A 15,505-nucleotide genomic window follows, 5' to 3' on the forward strand; every position below is an offset into this window, starting at 1 on the left:
GGCGCGGGTGGTGCGCGGGGACCCGATCGCGGGATTGTCGTACAGCCCGGTGCGCGTGTCGCGCCCCTCGCGGTCGGTGCGGTCACGGTGGACCAGCTCGGCGCTCCAGCGCGCGTGGCCGCGCCCGCCGAGCCCCACGCCGGCGCCTGCCGAGGCGGTGGTGGAAAAGCCGCCGCCGGCATAGGTCGCGCCCGCCAGCACGCTCGCCGTCGCGGCAACGTCCTCGCGCAGGATGAGATTGATCACGCCCGCGATCGCGTCCGAGCCATATTGAGCCGCCGCGCCGTCCTCCAGCACCTCGACCCGCGCGATCGCCGGGGCGGGCAGCAGGTCGAGGTCGACCGGCGCGGTGCCCTGCTGCGGGCCGGGGTCGAGGTTGACCGCGGCGGTAGGATGGCGGCGCTTGCCATTGACCAGCACCAGCGTCTGGTCGGCGGTAAGCCCGCGCAGGCTGATCGCATCGATCAGCGAGGCCTGATCGAGCCCGTGGAGCGGGCGCGACAGCGAGGGCACCAGCTGGACCAGCGCGTCGCGCAGGTCAGGCTGCCCCGTCGCGCGCAGCTCGGCATCGGACACGATCGTGATCGGACTGGCGCTCTGCTGCGCGGTGATCGTCGGATCGCGCGTGCCGGTCACCACCACCTCGGCGCTCGCCTCGGTCGGCGCGTCCGGCCGCTGCTGCGCGACCGCAGGCGCCGTCGCCAGCGCGGCGGCGAGCGCGGCGGCGGACAGGCGGGCGGCGTCTTGCGGCATCATCGGTCTCCTCGGTGAGGCCGCGGCGCGATCGTTCCCCTGACGCGCGGCGCGGCACGTCAGCGTTTCATAGGAAGGCGCGGGTCGGCCACGGCGCGCGCGCGCCGTGGCTTATCTTGCCGCCGGCCAAGCGCGACTTTGCGCCACGCCGAACGGATCACCCGGGATCGTCGAGCGTGAACAGGTCGCCGGCCTCGTCATAGGCGAAGAGCTCGGCGTAGCGGCCCCATTCTGTGACCGCGCGCAGCGTCGCATCCGCGAAATCAGGGGACAGCACGTCCTCCAGCCCGTCGCGAAACAGCCGCGCGGGCGCCTGGTGTCCGGCGCGCTCATCCAGCGCGGACCGGATCGCGCCCGCGAGCGGCACATGACGCAGCAGCGCGGTGCGGAACATCGCCTTGCGCTGGTCGATGTCCTCCTGCGCGAATGCCGCGCCCGCCGCGCTCAGCACCACCTCGCCCTCGCCCAGCGCCACGAAGCCGAGCTGCTGCAACGTTTCGACGATCGGGAACAGCTCGTCGACCTCGAGCTGGAGCGTGTCGCCCAGCGCCGCGAGCGGTGCGCGCCCGGCGAAGGGCGCCGCCTCCACCTCCTCGATCAGCCCCGCGAGCGCGGTGACCGACACCGGCGCGAGCGCGTGCACCGGCACGGCGGCCTGCGCCGCCTCCGTCGCGGGTGCGGCGCGCTGCGTCATGCGCGCATAGATCTGCTCCACCAGGTCGCGGAAGGCGGGATCGAGCCGGTCACGTGGCTGCGGCAGATCGATGCGAAACTCGGCGACGATCCGGCCGGGGTTGGAGGAGAGCACCAGCACGCGGTCGCTCATCAGCACCGCTTCCTCGATATTGTGCGTGACGATCAGCATCGCTGCGATGCCGAGCCGCCCGTCGCCCCACCATTCGATCAGGTCGCTGCGCAGCGTCTCGGCGGTGAGCACGTCGAGCGCGGAGAAAGGCTCGTCCATCAGCAGCAGCGACGGCTCCACGACGAGCGCACGCGCCAGTCCGACGCGCTGGCGCATGCCGCCCGACAGTTCGCGCGGAAAGGCGTTCTCGAACCCGTCGAGCCCGATCAGGTCGATCGCGGCGAGCGCGCGGTGGCGTCGCTCGGCGGCGGGCACCTTCTTGGCCTCAAGCCCGAGCTCGACATTCTGCAACACGGTGAGCCACGGCATCAGCGCGAACGACTGGAACACCATCGCCACCGAGCGCGCGCGTCCGTCCGCGCCGGGCGTGAAGCGCAGCGTCCCGGCGTCGGGCGTGACCAGGCCGGCGATCGAGCGCAGCAGCGTCGACTTGCCCGAACCCGAGCGGCCGAGCAGCGCCACCACCTCGCGCTCGTGCACGGTGAGCGCGACATCGTCGAGGATCGGCGGCCCGTCGCTGCCGCCGTAGCGGTGGCTCAGCGCCTCGACGGTGACGAGGGGAAGATGAGAATGCGTCATGCCCGCGTCCTTCACGACAGCCGCAGCCGGCGCTCGGCCAGCCGGTAGAGCGGGCGGAACAGCGCCCGGTTGATCGCGATCACCAGCGCGGCCATCACCAGGATGCCGAGCAGCACACGCGCCTCGTCGCCCGCCGCAGTGGCCTCGGCGATATAGCTCCCCAGCCCCGCCGCGGTCAGCCGGGTGCTGCCCCAGCTCACCGCCTCGGCGACGATGCTGGCGTTCCACGAGCCCCCGCTCGCGGTCAGCGCGCCGGTGACGTAATAAGGGAAGATCGCGGGCAGGATCAGCCGCCGCCACCACGCCCAGCCGCCGAGCCCGAACAGCCGCGCCGCCTCGCGCAGGTCGCTCGGGATCGCGCTGGCACCCGCGATGACGTTGAACAGGATGTACCATTGCGTACCCAGCCCGATGAGCGGGGTGAGCCAGATATCCGGATCGGCGTGCCAGCGCACGATCAGCACCACCGCGACCGGAAACAGCACGTTGGCGGGGAAGGCCGCGAGGAATTGCGCGATCGGCTGCGCGCGCGCGGTCCAGCGCGGGTTGAGCCCGATCCACACGCCGATCGGCACCCAGATCAGGCTGGCGACGACGATCAGCACCGCGACGCGCACCAAGGTGTAGAACGCCAGCCGCGCCACCAGCAGCGCGTCGCCGAGCGACAGCCGCGCGGCGAGATAGCGCGCCGCCAGCAGCGCCGCGCCCGCCGCGGCGAGCGCCACCGCGACCTGCCACCAGCGCTGCGCGCGCGCGGCGCGTGCCTGGTCCGCGTCGCGTCGGCCGAACACGCGCACCGGCGCATGGCCGCGCGGGGCGGGATCGAGCAGCAGCACCGCGCTCGCCAGCGCGCGCCACGGCGCCACCAGCGTGGGGAGCAGCCGCGCGCGCCGCAGCACGTCGAACAGCCAGGAGCGCGGCGGCGCGACGCTGGCGGTCTGCTCGACCCGGAAGCGATCCGCCCAGGCGATCGCGGGCCGGAACACGAGCTGGTCGTAGAGCAGGATCACCGCCGCCATCGTCGCGACCGCGAGCGCCACCGCGCCGAGATCGCGGCGCTCGATCGCGACGCCCAGCCACGAGCCGACGCCGGGCAACATCACCTGGGTCCGCCCGACGCTGATCGCCTCCGAGGCGACCACGAAGAACCAGCCGCCCGACATCGACAGCATCGCGTTCCACACCAGCCCCGGCGCGGCGAAGGGCAGCTCCACCCGCAGCAGCCGCCGCAGCGGCGACAGACCGAAGCCGCGCGCCACCTCGGCGAGGTCGTCGGGCACCTGGCGCAGCGACTGGTAGAGGCTCAGCGCGATGTTCCAGGCCTGGCTGGTGAAGATCGCGAAGATGGCGGCGCACTCCACCCCCAGCCGGCTGCCCGGGAACAGCCCCATGAAGGCGGTGACGGTGAAGGTGAGGAAGCCCAGCACCGGCACCGACTGGAGGATATCGAGCGCGGGAACGATCACCAGCTCGGCACGGCGACTCTTGGCCGCGGCGGTGGCGACCACCACGCTGAACACGAGCGAGGCGGCAAGCGCGGCGAACAGCCGCAGCGTGGTGAGCAGCGCGTAATAGGGCAGTGCGCGCGGATCGAGCGTGATCGGCTCGAGCTGGAGCCGGCGCAGCGGCTCGACCGCGTCATGCGCGCCGGCGGCGAGCGCGGCACCGAGGCCGGCGAGCAGCGCAAACAGCGCGAGATCGGGCCAGCCGAACGCGATCCGACGCGCCCCCGGCGGCGTCGCGGCACGGCGGAGCGGGAGGAGCACCATGACGGGAGCGCCTCAGGCGACGCGGCGGGTGGCGGCGTGATGGCCGACGCGCGCGCCACCCGTCACGATCGCGCGCAGCAGCCGCGCGCGGTGCAGCGGTGCGGCGCTGAGCGCGACGCGGACGGCTCGCGCGCGGGCCGCCGCGCGGCGCTCGCGCCGCTGTTGGTTGGGCCCGTGCTGGGCGGACAGGCGTGGATCGAGCGCGCGCAAGGCCAGGCGCGAATCGTTCTGGGTCATGGCGACCTCCATTGGAATTCCGGCGACGGATCCGCTGGCGGTCGGCTCAGGTCAGCGCGTGCCGACCTCGCGAGCCACCGACGGACCCGTGCGCTGACGTGCGGTGACGGCGAAGCGGAAGCTTCGACTGTCTCCGTCGTCGGACAAGGGACTAGATCGGGGCATCGTGGCGCGTTTCTCCGAGTCGCGCGGGAGCGCGCGATGGCCTCGCCCTTACGCCCGTACCAACGTGGATCAAGCCCCCGCCGCTGCGGGACAGAGGCTCAGAATGGGGATTTGCGTCACCCGCGGCACGGTCGCGGTCTCGACCATCCGCACCGTCAGCACGGGCTTGGCCGGATCCAGCGACCCGCGGACGCCACCGCTGTGGCGCTCGCGGCGCGATACCTACCGGGTCGAGCGCGACATGGCAGAGCCGCAGCTCTCCGGACGTGCGCGACGCCCGCCACTCCCCCCTCGTTCCAGCACGCCGCCGCCATCGAGACCGACGAGGGCGCGCGCACCGCTCACTCCACGCCCGCCCGGATCGCCGCTCCCGCCGCGACCGGACCGCCGACCAGCAGCACCAGGCTGGTCGCGGCGAGCAGCTGAAGCCCCCCGCTTTCCCCGGCCAGCGCCCCCGCGCCGAAGATCAGCAGCGGCACCGCCAGCGGCAGCATCACCAACCCCGCCACCGCACCGGCACCGCGCACGCCCGCGGTGAGCGCGGCGGTCGCCACCGCCAGTGCCGCCAGCCCCGGCGTTCCCAGCGCCAGTCCCGCCAACACGCGCGCGAGCTGCGCCGCGGACAGGTCGAACAGCGCCGCCGCCACCACGGACGCGAGCAGCAGCGGCGGCGCGAAGGCAAGCCAGTGCGCGAGCGTTTTCGCCGCAGCGATCATCGCGGCCGGCTGCCCGCGCGCCACGAGCTGGTCGATCACGCCCGTCTCGAGGTCGGGAGCGACCAGCCGCTCGACCGGCAGCAGCGCGGCGAGCAGCGCTGCCGCCCAGATCACCCCGCCGCCGACGCGCGCGAGCAGCATCGCATCGGGCCCGATCGCAAAGGGGAACAGCGTCGCCACCAGCAGGAAGAAGGCGACCAGCAGGGTGGCGCCGCCGCCTGCGTAGAAGCGGCGCACGTCGCGCCAGACCAGCGCGCTCACAGGCTGAGCTCGGTGTTGTCGGGTAGCGCCAGCGGCTGGTGCGTCGTCACCACCGCCGCGCCGCCGCTGGCGCGATGCCCCGCCACCAGCAGCTCGAGCCGCGCCACCGCCGCGGCATCGAGCCCGCTCGCCGGCTCGTCGAGCAGCCACACCTCGGCGTTCGACGCGACCACGCGCGCCAGCGCGGCGCGGCGGCGCTGCCCGGTCGAGAGCAGCCGTACCGGCACGTCGGCGAGATCGTCGAGCGCCACCGCGCCCAACGCCGCGTGAACGCGCGTGGCGGGATCGCTGACCCGGTCCTGCACCGCCCAGAAACCCAGCGCGTCGGCAAGCGCGCGCTCGGGGTCGAGCGCGACGGCCTCGCCCATCCACGCCACGCCGGCGTCGCGCACCACCGTCCCCGCGGCGGGCGCGAGCAGGCCGGCGAGTACGCGCAGCAGCGACGATTTGCCGGCGCCGTTCGCGCCGGTCACCAGCACCGCGTCGCCGCGCGCCAGCGCGAGGTCGATACCCTCGGCAAGGACGCGACCGCCACGCGCCACCGTCAGCCCGCGCGCCGCCAGCAGCGTCAATCCGTCACCGCGTCTTCGAGCGCGTGCATGTCGTCGTCGCTCAGGCCGAAGTGATGCCCGATCTCGTGGATGGTGACATGCGCGACGAGGTCGTCGAGCCGCTCGCCGGTCTCGCACCATTCGGCGAGGATGGCCTGTCGATAAAGGTGGATGCGATCGGGCAGCGCGGCGGAGTCGAACGCGCTTTTCTCGCCGATCGGGCGACCGTGGTACACGCCGGTGAGATCGAGCGGGTGCTCGATCCCGAGCGCGGCGAGCGTCTCCTCGTCTGCTTCCTCCTCGACCAGCAGCACGACGTCGCCGAGATGCGCGCGGAACGCCGCGGGCAAGCGCGCGATCACCGCGCGCGCGTGCGCCTCGATCGCCGCGGCGGAGGGCGCCGGGCCCATCGACTCTTGCTCGTTCATCGTCCGCGCCATACCGCTCGCGCTCGGCCCGGGGCAAGCGGCGCGGGCGAGCGGGAGCGTGACGATGGCCGGGATCGAACAACTCAGCGAGGCCGAGCGCGCCGACGCGCTGGATGGCCTCCCCGAGTGGGATTATGACGACGCACGCGACGCGATCACACGTACGATCGTGTTCACCGACTTCGCCGAGGCGTTCGGCTTCATGACCCAGGTAGCGCTGCTGGCCGAGCGCGCCGACCACCATCCCGAGTGGAGCAACGTGTGGAATCGGGTGGAGATATCGCTGACGACGCATGACGCCGGCGGCCTGTCAGAGCGCGACATCGAGCTCGCCACCGCGATCGACGCGATCTTGGGTGGGTGAAGCAGCGCCGCTGCGAACGCTGAAGATCCTTCCCGCCTGCGGGAGGTGGCAGCGCGCCAGCGCTGACGGAGGAGGCTCTCCGCGCGCAAGCCGGTGGGTTTGCGGAAAGCCCCTTCACCGCCGCGTTTCGCGCGGCGGCGCCCCTCTCCGCGGGCGGGGAGGGTCGGAAAAGTCACCCCATCACGCGTCGCTGCATCGATCGGCGCAGCCGCGCCGGTAGCCAGCGTGCCGCGAACGCCAGTCGCCGCGCGGTCGGACCCACCAAGGTATGGAGCCGGTCGCCCTGCGCCGCCGCCCAGGCCTTCTCCGCCACTTCCTCCACCGGCGTGAACTCGAGCCCCGCCGCCACCACCGCCTCGCGCGCGGTGCGGTTCGATCCCGCGACCGGCGCTGACAGCAGACCGGTGTCGATGAACCCGGGCATCAGTGAGCGCACGCGGATGCCGTCGCGCGCCCACTCGCCGTCGAGCGCCTCGGTCAGCCCGCGCACCGCGAACTTGGTCGCCGAATAGGCCGCCAGCCCGGACGAGCCATAAATTGCCGAGGCCGAGGCGGTGTTGAGCAGGCACGAGCCCGGCGTCGCGCGCAGATACGGATAGGCCAGCCGCGCACCATAAGCGGCGCCGCGGAAGTTGACGTCGATCACGCGGTCGAGCGCCTCGATCCCGATCTCGCCGAATGCGCCGCTCGCCGCGACACCGGCATTGTTAAACAGCACGTCGAGCCGACCGTCGCTGATCGCGGTGAAGTCGGCGAGGACATGCTCCCATTCGGCCGGATCGCGCACGTCCATCTGGTGCGTGCTGGTGCGGTCGCGCGGCAGCAGCGCGGCGGTGTCGGCAAGCGCGCGCTGATCGATGTCGGCGAGCCCGACGCGCCATCCTTCCGCGGCGAAGCGCTGCGCCACCGCGCGCCCGATCCCCGCGCCCCCGCCGGTGACGAGTATCGCCTTCATCCTGCTCTCCCGCGTCTTGACGCTTGTTAGTCGCGCAGGCTTCCCGCATCGTCGCGTGCGATGCCAGCACAAAAGCTGCCCATGCCGGCGAGCGGCCCGGCGATCGCGTTCGAGCGGGTCTCCAAGACCTTCGCGGACGGAACCGCCGCGGTGGATGCCGTGTCGCTGGCGATCGCGCCGGGCAGCTTCGTCGCGCTGGTCGGCGCGTCGGGCTCGGGCAAGTCGACCTTGCTCAAGGCGATCAACCGACTGGTGGTGCCAGGCGCGGGGCGAGTCACGCTTGACGGCGCCGACGTCGCGGACGAGCCGGCCTATCGGCTGCGGCGACGGGTCGGCTATGTCTTCCAGGAGGTCGGACTGTTCCCGCACCTCAGCGTCGCGGAGAATGTCGCGCTGCCGCTCCGCGTCGCAGGACGGCGCGATCCCGAGCGGGTCGCCGCGATGCTCGATCTCGTCGACCTCCCCGGCGCCCTGACTGGCCGGATGCCCGCCGAACTGTCGGGCGGCCAGCGCCAGCGCGTCGGCGTCGCGCGTGCGCTGGTGACGGGGCCGCGACTGCTGCTGATGGACGAGCCGTTCGGCGCGCTCGACCCGGTCACGCGTGAGGCGTTGATGGCGTCGGTGCTGCGGCTCCACCGCGATCTCGCGCTGACCACGGTGATGGTGACGCACGACATGGCGGAGGCGCTGCTCGCCGCCGATCGCGTGCTGGTGATGGAGCGCGGCCGCGTCGTCGCGGACGAGACCCCCGCCGCGCTGCTCGCCGGCGCGGGCGGCGCCACCGCGGCGGCGCTGGTGGCGGTGCCGCGCGCGCAGGCGGAGCGACTCGCCGCTCTGGCGCGGGGGGAGACGCGGTGAGCGACGCGTTTGCACGCGTGCCCGCGCTGGCGGCGCAGCATCTGCTGCTCGCCCTTGCCGCGCTGCTGCTGGCGTTGGCGGTGGCGCTGCCGCTCGGGCTGGTGGCGGCGAGGCGCCCGCGCGTCGGCGCGGCGGTGCTGGGATTTGCCAGCCTGGTGCAGACCATCCCCAGCCTCGCGCTGCTCGCGCTCTTCTATCCCGCGCTGCTGTGGCTCTCGTCGCTGATCGGCGGCGGCGTGCCCGCGCTCGGCTTCCTGCCCGCGCTGCTCGCGCTGACGCTCTATGCGCTGCTGCCGATCGTGCGGAATCTCGCCACAGGGCTGGCCGGGATCGATCGCGCGCTGCTCACCGCCGCGGATGGGATCGGGATGACCGCGGCGCAGCGGCTGCGCTGGGTCGAGGTGCCGCTGGTGCTGCCGGTGGCGATGGCGGGGATCCGCACCGCGGCGGTGTGGACGATCGGTGCCGCGACGCTTTCCACCACGGTCGGCCAGCCCAGCCTCGGCGACCTCATCTTCGCCGGGTTGCAGACGCAGAACTGGACGCTGGTGGTGGCGGGCTGCGCCGGCGCGGCGGCGCTGGCGCTGGCGGTGGACGCGCTGCTCGGGTTCGCCGAGCGCGCGGCGGGACGGCGACAGTGGCGTCGGATGGCGGCGGCGCTGGCGCTGCTGGCGGCTGCGGGCGCAGCGGCGAGCGTGCCGCTGTGGCGCAGCGGCGGTGGCGAGCGGACCGTGGTGGTCGGCGCGAAGAACTTTTCCGAGCAATATATCCTCGCACGGCTGATCGGGGCGCGGCTCGAGCGCGCTGGTTACATCGTGAGCTACCGCGACGGGCTCGGCTCGGCGGTGGCGTTCGGGGCGGTGGCGAGCGGCGCGATCGACGTCTACGTCGATTATGCCGGGACGCTATGGACCGGCGCGATGGCGCGGCGCGACACGCCACCGCGCGCGCGGCTGGTGACGGAACTGGCAGGCTGGACCAAGCGGTCGCGCGGGGTCACCTTGCTGGGATCGCTCGGCTTCGAGAATGCCTATGCCTTCGCGATGCGCGGCGCCGACGCGCGCGCGCGCGGCATCGCCACGCTGGACGATCTCGTCGCTGCGGCGCCGGGGTTGCGACTCGGCGCCGACCTCGAGTTCCTCGACCGGCCCGAGTGGCGCGCGATCCGCGCGGCCTATCCGCTGCGCTTCGCCGCGGCGACGCCGTACAGCCCCACCTTCATGTACCGTGCGCTGGCGAGCGGCCGCGCCGACGTGATCAGCGCCTTTTCGTCCGACGGGCGGATCGCGGCGGAGCGACTGACCGTGCTGCGCGACCCGCGCGGTGCGATCCCATCCTATGATGCGGTGCTGCTGCTGGCGCCGTCGCGCCGCGGCGACGCACGCTTCCGCGCCGCGCTCGCGCCGCTGCTGGGGCGGATACCGGTCGCGGCGATGCGCGGGGCGAACTATCTGGTGGACCGCGACGCGGACAAACGCTCGCCGGAGCAGGCCGCGGCGTGGCTGGCGCAGCGGATCGGGGTGGACGGCGGTTGAGTGCCGCTCCCCCGCAGGGGAGGAGCGTCGCCTTCAGTAGAACAGCTTGCGGAATGACAGCCGGACGGTGCGTCCGATCGGGTCGAGATAGCCCGGTTGGAAGCCGATCGGCACCTCGCCGCCCTGATCGGTGACGCGCTGGCGCGTGTTGAAGAGGTTGTCGAGCTGCAGGCTCACGCGCGCCCCGCGCATCCAGGGGTGCGCGCGGACCCAGTCGATCCGGCCGCCGAGATCCGCGAAGAGGCGCAGGTTGGCGGTGGCGAGACTGCCGAAGTCGAGCGTCTCCGGGGCCGCTGCGGTGCCGCCGTTGACCCGCGTCGCGCTTTGGTAATTGACCGAGAGCCGCGCGCCGAGGCCGTTGTTGGTATAGCCCGCCTGCCCTTCGAGCTCGTGGCGCGACTGGCCGCCCGCGCTGCCGATCGCGTCGCCGTCGAGTAGGTTCAGCACCGGGCCGCCGTCCGCCACGGTGACGCGCTCGGTGAGATGCCAGGTGTGATAGAGCGCGAACTGGAGCCGCCCGCCCGTCTGCGCGCCGCCACCGCGACCGAACCGGCCGAAGCCGCCGCCGGGTCCGCCGGCACCCGGTGCACCGGCGGCGGCTCCGGCAGCGCCGGGCGCCGGCGGCGTGCCGTCACCGCCGCGTGCCGCGCTGCCGTCGGGCCGGGTACGATCGCCGCCGCCGGCCGATGCGCCACCGCCCGCCCCTTCCCCGCGCGGCCGCTCGCCGTCGCGTCCAGCGAAGCCGGGCGCGCGCATGCCCGCGAACGGGTTCGGTCCGGTGCCGGCGCGGAACGCCTCCAGCTCCTTCTGGATCTTCGACTTGAGCCGGAACGACAGATTGACGCCGTAGCGCAGCTGCGACGTCTCGCGCCGCGCGAAGTTGATCGGGCGCGTGTCGATCCGCAGCAGGTCGCCCTGCGCATCGCGCGTGTAGCGGTCCGGGAAGGCGCTTTCGATCGCGGCGGTGGCGCTGGGAAAGCTGGCGATCGGATCGTCGGTGGTCTGGCGCGTATAGTCCGCGCGGAAGCGGATGTCGCGCGCGGTCCAGGGCTTCACGTCGAGTCCCAGCTTGAGCGCATGGCGCTTGTCCCGCGCGAGCAGCGGATTGCCCCCGGTCACCGTGGTCACGGTCGCGGTGGTGCCGCGGACATAGTCGAACACGCGCACGCCCGGGGTCGACACCACCGGGTTGCCGAGCTGCGCCGCGGTCGGCGCCTCGGCCTGGTCGGTCGCCGAGGCGAGCAGCCGAACACCCTCGATCGGGCGCCAGTTGGCGCCATAGCCGAAGGTCCAGAGCGTGCCGAAGTCGGACACGCGGTCCGCCGCGACATTGCCGTTGATCGAGAGGTCGCCCAGGAACGCCAGCACGCCCCCGGCGCGGCTGGCAACGGGCAGATCCAGGTTGAGCTGGGTGGAGGCGATGTCGCGCCCGATATCGGCCGCCACCGGCGTGCCGAAACGCACCGAGCGGCTCGAGAAGTCGCTGGTGGAGGCACCGATGCGCAGGCTTGCGTTGGCGTCGCCCGCAGGCAGCGCGAACAACGGCCCGCTCGCCAGCGCATCGAATCCGGCGGTGGTCGAGGTGGAGCGCGCGCTGTTGTCGGCGGCGCGGGCGAGTGTCAGCGGGCCATAGGGGTTTACGGTCGGGTCGAGCGCGTTGAGGCGCGCCTGCAGCGCGCTGCCGTCGAACCCGGTCTGCGTCACGGTGTTGCTGCTGTCGCGATCGACATTCCCCGTCACCGACCAGCGCCAGCGCCCACGGTCGCCGTTGAGCGTGCCGCCGAGGTGGAGCTGGGTGGTCTCGATCTGCTGGGTAAGCGGATCAACCGTGTCGAACGCGCGCGTCAGCGTTACCGGCACCGCGAACGGCGAAAAGGGACTGCCGACCGGCAGTGCGAGGTCGAGCTCGGCCAGCCCGCGCAGCGCCTCGGTGCGGCTGTGGTCGACGGTGGCGTTGAGCGTCGCGCCGACGTTGCCGAAGATCGTCGTCGCATAGGTGCCGTTCGCCGAGAAGGTGCGTTCCTGCGGCAGCAGCGTGCGATAGGCGGACTGGTCGGTGACGTTGCGGCTGGTGCTGAACTCACCCAGCAGCGGCGCGCGCGTCGCCGCGATCGCCGGCACGCCGAGCGATGACGCGCTGCCGAACAATGGGTCGATCGCGACGCGCCTGCGCGTCGCGACATTGCCCCCGATCGCAGCGGTGTTGGGCGAGGGCAGGATGTCGCGCTCCGCCTCGGTGAGCGAGCCCGCGCGGTTATACTCGAGGTGGAGGTTGACGCGGCCCTGCTCGCGGATGCGCAGCAGGTCGAGCTCGCCGGCGGGCGCGTTGCGCCCGCCCTCGGTGGCGAGGCGATCCTCGATCTCGGCGGTGACCGCGCGGAAGCGGCGCCGCAGCACGAAGTTCACCACGCGCTGGTCGGCGCGATAGCCGTATTTGAGCGCGACCTCCTCGGGCAGGATGTCGACGCGCGCGATCGCCTCGGTCGGCAGGCTGCGAATCTCCTGGAATCCCGAGATACGCCGCCCGTTGAGCAGCACTACCGGCGCGCCGCCCGCGCCGCGGCCCGAGCGGGTCTGCGGGCTGAGCTCGTTGAGCAATTCGGTGACCGAGCTGACGCCGTAGCTGCGGATGTCGGCGGGGGAGAGCTGTTCCTCCGGGGTGATGTCACCCACCACCGCACCGCGCTGCGCACGCGCGCCGGTGACGACGATGTCGGCCGGCTCGTCCTCCTCGGGCGCTTCGCCCGGGTTGGTCGCGGGCGTGGTCTGGCTCGACTGCGCCGCGGTTGTCGCGCCGGGAGCGGGGGTGGCGGCGGCGCTGCCGGTGGGGGCGACGGTGCCGGGAAGGTCGCGCTGCGCCGGCTGCTGCGCCGCCGCGGGGGCAGAGAGCGGGGCGGCGGAGGCCAGCAGAAGGTAGATCTCGCGCATCACTCGCTCCCTGCCCGGCAGTATCGGCCGGAGGAGCGCGCTACGGCGGGTTTGTCGCACAATTATGCCGGGGGAGGTTGATGTGGGTGGTGACCTGTCCGCTAAGGGCGGACAGGTCGGAGGCGAGCGTCACCCCTGCCACTCCGTCATCCCGATGTGGTCCGGGATCCACTGCTCCGCAAACTAGCCGGCGGATGCTCTTGCGCTGCGGTGGATCCGGAACAAGTCCGGGATGACGAATGACTGGGGCATTCGGTCGGCGGCTGCCCCTCGCGCTCACCCCACGATCCGCACCGGCACCGACTTGGCCGCGGGCACATGGCTCTCCTCGGCATGGTGTGCGAGCGCGATCAGCGGGTTGCACTCCGGGTAATAGGCCGCGATGCACCCCGGCGGAACGTCATATTCCACCACGGTCAGGTCGCCGACGCGGCGCTCGTGATTGTCGCCCGCGTCGCTGGCGAGCGTCACCTTGAGTCCCGCGGTGAGCCCCGCGCGCGCGATATCGTCGCGGTTCATCAGCACCACCTGACGCGTGCCGTTGATGCCGCGGAAGCGATCCGAATAGCCGTAGATCGTGGTATTGAACTGGTCGTTCGAGCGCAGCGTCAGGAGACGGTAGCGCCCCTCGCTGTCGTCGAACCCGGTGGCGTTGAGCACCTCGGGCACAACGAACTCGGCCTTGCCGCTCGCCGTTTCGAACACCCGCTCGGCGGCCTTGTTGCCCTTCCAGAAACCGCCGCGCTCCTCCTGGAGCCGCTGGTTGAAGCGCGCGAAGAAGTGCGGGATCGCCTTGGCGATCTCATCACGCACCAGCGCATAGTCGCCGACCCAGGCGTCCCAGTCGATCGCCGGGTTGGGCGGAAGCAATTCCTTCGCGATCCCTGCGACGATCGCGGGCTCGGACAGCAGGTGCGGGCTCGCCGGCTCGACCTTGCCGAGCGACGGGTGGATCACGCTGGTCGAATCCTCCATCGTCACGCGCTGCGGACCGCTCGCCTGCAGGTCGCGCTCGATCCGGCCGAGGCAGGGCAGCAGCCAGGTCTCCCCCGCTGCGGGGATGAGGTGGCTGCGGTTGAGCTTGGTGGCGATCTGCACCGACAGGTCGAGCTTCGCCCAGCCCTGCTCCAGCAGCTCGGTCTCGGGCGCGGCGCGGACGAAATTGCCGCCGAGCGAGACGAACGCCTTCACCGTGCCGTCGATCACGCCGCCGGTCGCCTCGACGGTGTCGAGCCCCTTCTCGGTCGGCGGGTCGAAGCCGTAGAGCTCCTTGAGCTTCTCGACCGGCGCCAGCTCGGTCTTCTCGGTGATGCCGACGGTGCGCTGGCCCTGGACGTTGCTGTGCCCGCGCACCGGACACACGCCCGCCCCGGGCTTGCCGATGTTGCCGCGGAGCAGCAGCAGGTTGACCAGCATGCGGACGTTGTCGACGCCTTTGACGTGCTGGGTCAGCCCCATGCCGTAGATCGCCATCGTCGCCTTGGAGCGCGCATAGGCCTCGGCGGCCTGCTCGAGCGCGGCGCGGGTCAGCCCCGACTCACGCTCGATCTCGTCCCAGCCGGTCGCCAGCGCACGCGCCTCGAAGGCGGCATAGTCGTGCGTGTGCGCGGCGATGAAGTCGTGATCGACATGGCCGTTCTCGATCACCCATTTGGCGATCCCCATCATCGCCGCGAGATCGCCGCCCGCCTTCACCTGGTGATATTGGGTGGCGATCGGCGTCTCGCTGCGCGTCGCCATCTCGAGCGGGTTCTGCGGATCGGTGAAGCGCTCCAGCCCGCGCTCGCGCAGCGGATTGAACACGATGATCTGGGCGCCGCGCTTGTGCACCGCGCGCAGCTGGTGGAGCATCCGCGGGCTGTTGGTGCCGACGTTCTGGCCGAAATACAGGATGCAGTGGGTGTGGTCGAAATCCTCCAGCGTGGTGGTGCCGACCGGCACGCCGATCGCCGCCTTGAGCCCGACCGAGGTCGACTCGTGGCACATGTTCGAGCTGTCGGGCAGGTTCTGGTTGCCGTACAGCCGCGCCATCAGCTGGTACATGTACGACGTCTCGAGGCTGGCGCGGCCCGAGGCGTAGAACACCACCGAACGCGGCGCGAGCGCCTTCAGCCTCGCGCCGATCGCCGCGAACGCCTCCTCCCATGGCGCGACGACGTAGCGGTCGGTCGCGCGATCATATTTCATCGGATGGGTCAGCCGCCCGGCCTCCTCCAACCGATAGTCGCTCCAGCCGCGTAGCTCGGAAAGCGTATGCGCACGGAAGAAGTCCGGCGTCACGCGCTGGCTGGTGATCTCCCAGGCGGTCGCCTTGGCGCCGTTCTCGCAGAATTCAGCCGGATTAGGCGGATAGGGCTTGGACCAGGCGCAGCTGACGCACATGAAACCGTCGGGCTTGTTCTGGCGGAGCAGCTCGGCCGAAGTCTGCGCCGCATTCTTCTCGCGCGGGATGATGTCCGCCAGCGAGCGCATCGAGCCCCAGCCGCCGGCGGGGCCGTCATAGGGCGTGAAATCGGGGCGATCGTCGTGCTGCTTGGTCAT

Annotated in this window: 12 protein-coding genes and 1 pseudogene; 3 read left to right on the top strand and 10 right to left on the bottom strand. The window is 72.2% G+C overall.

All coding sequences use genetic code 11. The annotated features are described in order from the left end of the window. Positions 1–303 precede the first annotated feature (303 nt). From ACMGDM_RS05760 to ACMGDM_RS05790, 7 genes and pseudogenes are all read right to left on the bottom strand, one after another. Positions 304–756 (bottom strand): annotated as a pseudogene (locus tag ACMGDM_RS05760) (TonB-dependent receptor plug domain-containing protein); the annotation flags it as partial. A 154-nt stretch (positions 757–910) separates the two neighbouring features. Beyond that, the gene (locus tag ACMGDM_RS05765; protein WP_436803140.1) at positions 911–2,197 is read right to left on the bottom strand and encodes an ABC transporter ATP-binding protein; all 1,287 of its coding nucleotides are present in this window, start codon (positions 2,195–2,197) and stop codon (positions 911–913) included. Positions 2,198–2,208: 11 nt separating this feature from the next. Further along, positions 2,209–3,966: an ABC transporter permease gene (locus tag ACMGDM_RS05770; protein WP_436803141.1), complete on the bottom strand. Its 1,758-nt coding sequence runs from the start codon at positions 3,964–3,966 to the stop codon at positions 2,209–2,211. A gap of 12 nt (positions 3,967–3,978) precedes the next feature. After that, a complete protein-coding gene (locus tag ACMGDM_RS05775; protein ID WP_436803142.1) occupies positions 3,979–4,203 on the bottom strand; it encodes a hypothetical protein in 225 nt (74 codons plus the stop codon). A 506-nt stretch (positions 4,204–4,709) separates the two neighbouring features. Next, positions 4,710–5,345, bottom strand: a complete 636-nt coding sequence (locus ACMGDM_RS05780; RefSeq protein ID WP_436803143.1) for a heme exporter protein CcmB — start codon at positions 5,343–5,345, stop codon at positions 4,710–4,712. Then, positions 5,342–5,917 (bottom strand): heme ABC exporter ATP-binding protein CcmA, encoded by a 576-nt coding sequence (gene ccmA, locus ACMGDM_RS05785; RefSeq protein ID WP_436803144.1) that lies wholly within the window; start codon positions 5,915–5,917, stop codon positions 5,342–5,344. The genes ACMGDM_RS05780 and ccmA overlap by 4 nt, the downstream gene beginning before the upstream one ends. Further along, the gene (locus tag ACMGDM_RS05790; protein WP_436803145.1) at positions 5,914–6,324 is read right to left on the bottom strand and encodes a metallopeptidase family protein; all 411 of its coding nucleotides are present in this window, start codon (positions 6,322–6,324) and stop codon (positions 5,914–5,916) included. The genes ccmA and ACMGDM_RS05790 overlap by 4 nt, the downstream gene beginning before the upstream one ends. 64 nt (positions 6,325–6,388) lie before the next feature. Between ACMGDM_RS05790 and ACMGDM_RS05795 the strand changes: the two genes are divergently transcribed. After that, a complete protein-coding gene (locus tag ACMGDM_RS05795; protein ID WP_436803146.1) occupies positions 6,389–6,688 on the top strand; it encodes a 4a-hydroxytetrahydrobiopterin dehydratase in 300 nt (99 codons plus the stop codon). 172 nt (positions 6,689–6,860) lie between these two features. Here ACMGDM_RS05795 and ACMGDM_RS05800 read toward each other — a convergent pair whose 3' ends face one another. Continuing rightward, a complete protein-coding gene (locus ACMGDM_RS05800) occupies positions 6,861–7,643 on the bottom strand; it encodes an SDR family oxidoreductase (RefSeq protein ID WP_436803147.1) in 783 nt (260 codons plus the stop codon). Positions 7,644–7,703: 60 nt separating this feature from the next. Between ACMGDM_RS05800 and ACMGDM_RS05805 the strand changes: the two genes are divergently transcribed. Continuing rightward, positions 7,704–8,501 carry an ATP-binding cassette domain-containing protein gene (locus ACMGDM_RS05805; protein WP_436803148.1) on the top strand — a complete coding sequence of 266 codons (798 nt, stop codon included), beginning with the start codon at positions 7,704–7,706 and terminating at the stop codon, positions 8,499–8,501. After that, positions 8,498–10,036 (top strand): ABC transporter permease/substrate-binding protein, encoded by a 1,539-nt coding sequence (locus ACMGDM_RS05810; RefSeq protein ID WP_436803149.1) that lies wholly within the window; start codon positions 8,498–8,500, stop codon positions 10,034–10,036. The genes ACMGDM_RS05805 and ACMGDM_RS05810 overlap by 4 nt, the downstream gene beginning before the upstream one ends. A gap of 33 nt (positions 10,037–10,069) precedes the next feature. On the opposite strand, the gene ACMGDM_RS05815 is transcribed toward ACMGDM_RS05810, so the two are convergent. Together ACMGDM_RS05815 and ACMGDM_RS05820 are read right to left on the bottom strand one after the other, a co-directional pair. Beyond that, positions 10,070–12,964 carry a TonB-dependent receptor gene (locus ACMGDM_RS05815; RefSeq protein WP_436803150.1) on the bottom strand — a complete coding sequence of 965 codons (2,895 nt, stop codon included), beginning with the start codon at positions 12,962–12,964 and terminating at the stop codon, positions 10,070–10,072. Between the two features lie 276 nt (positions 12,965–13,240). After that, entirely contained in the window at positions 13,241–15,505 is a 2,265-nt protein-coding gene (locus ACMGDM_RS05820; protein WP_436803151.1) for an FdhF/YdeP family oxidoreductase, read from the bottom strand.

It is taken from the genome of Sphingomonas larreae (assembly GCF_051400595.1).
Classification (GTDB): Bacteria; Pseudomonadota; Alphaproteobacteria; order Sphingomonadales; family Sphingomonadaceae; genus Sphingomonas.

Bases quoted from the DNA above. Each gene is read 5' to 3' on its own strand.
- ACMGDM_RS05765 (WP_436803140.1), bottom strand. From the start codon at position 2,197: ATGACGCATTCTCATCTTCCCCTCGTCACCGTCGAGGCGCTGAGCCAC.
- ACMGDM_RS05770 (WP_436803141.1), bottom strand. From the start codon at position 3,966: ATGGTGCTCCTCCCGCTCCGCCGTGCCGCGACGCCGCCGGGGGCGCGT.
- ACMGDM_RS05775 (WP_436803142.1), bottom strand. From the start codon at position 4,203: ATGACCCAGAACGATTCGCGCCTGGCCTTGCGCGCGCTCGATCCACGC.
- ACMGDM_RS05790 (WP_436803145.1), bottom strand. From the start codon at position 6,324: ATGAACGAGCAAGAGTCGATGGGCCCGGCGCCCTCCGCCGCGGCGATC.
- ACMGDM_RS05795 (WP_436803146.1), top strand. From the start codon at position 6,389: ATGGCCGGGATCGAACAACTCAGCGAGGCCGAGCGCGCCGACGCGCTG.
- ACMGDM_RS05800 (WP_436803147.1), bottom strand. From the start codon at position 7,643: ATGAAGGCGATACTCGTCACCGGCGGGGGCGCGGGGATCGGGCGCGCG.
- ACMGDM_RS05805 (WP_436803148.1), top strand. From the start codon at position 7,704: ATGCCAGCACAAAAGCTGCCCATGCCGGCGAGCGGCCCGGCGATCGCG.
- ACMGDM_RS05815 (WP_436803150.1), bottom strand. From the start codon at position 12,964: ATGCGCGAGATCTACCTTCTGCTGGCCTCCGCCGCCCCGCTCTCTGCC.
- ACMGDM_RS05820 (WP_436803151.1), bottom strand. From the start codon at position 15,505: ATGACCAAGCAGCACGACGATCGCCCCGATTTCACGCCCTATGACGGC.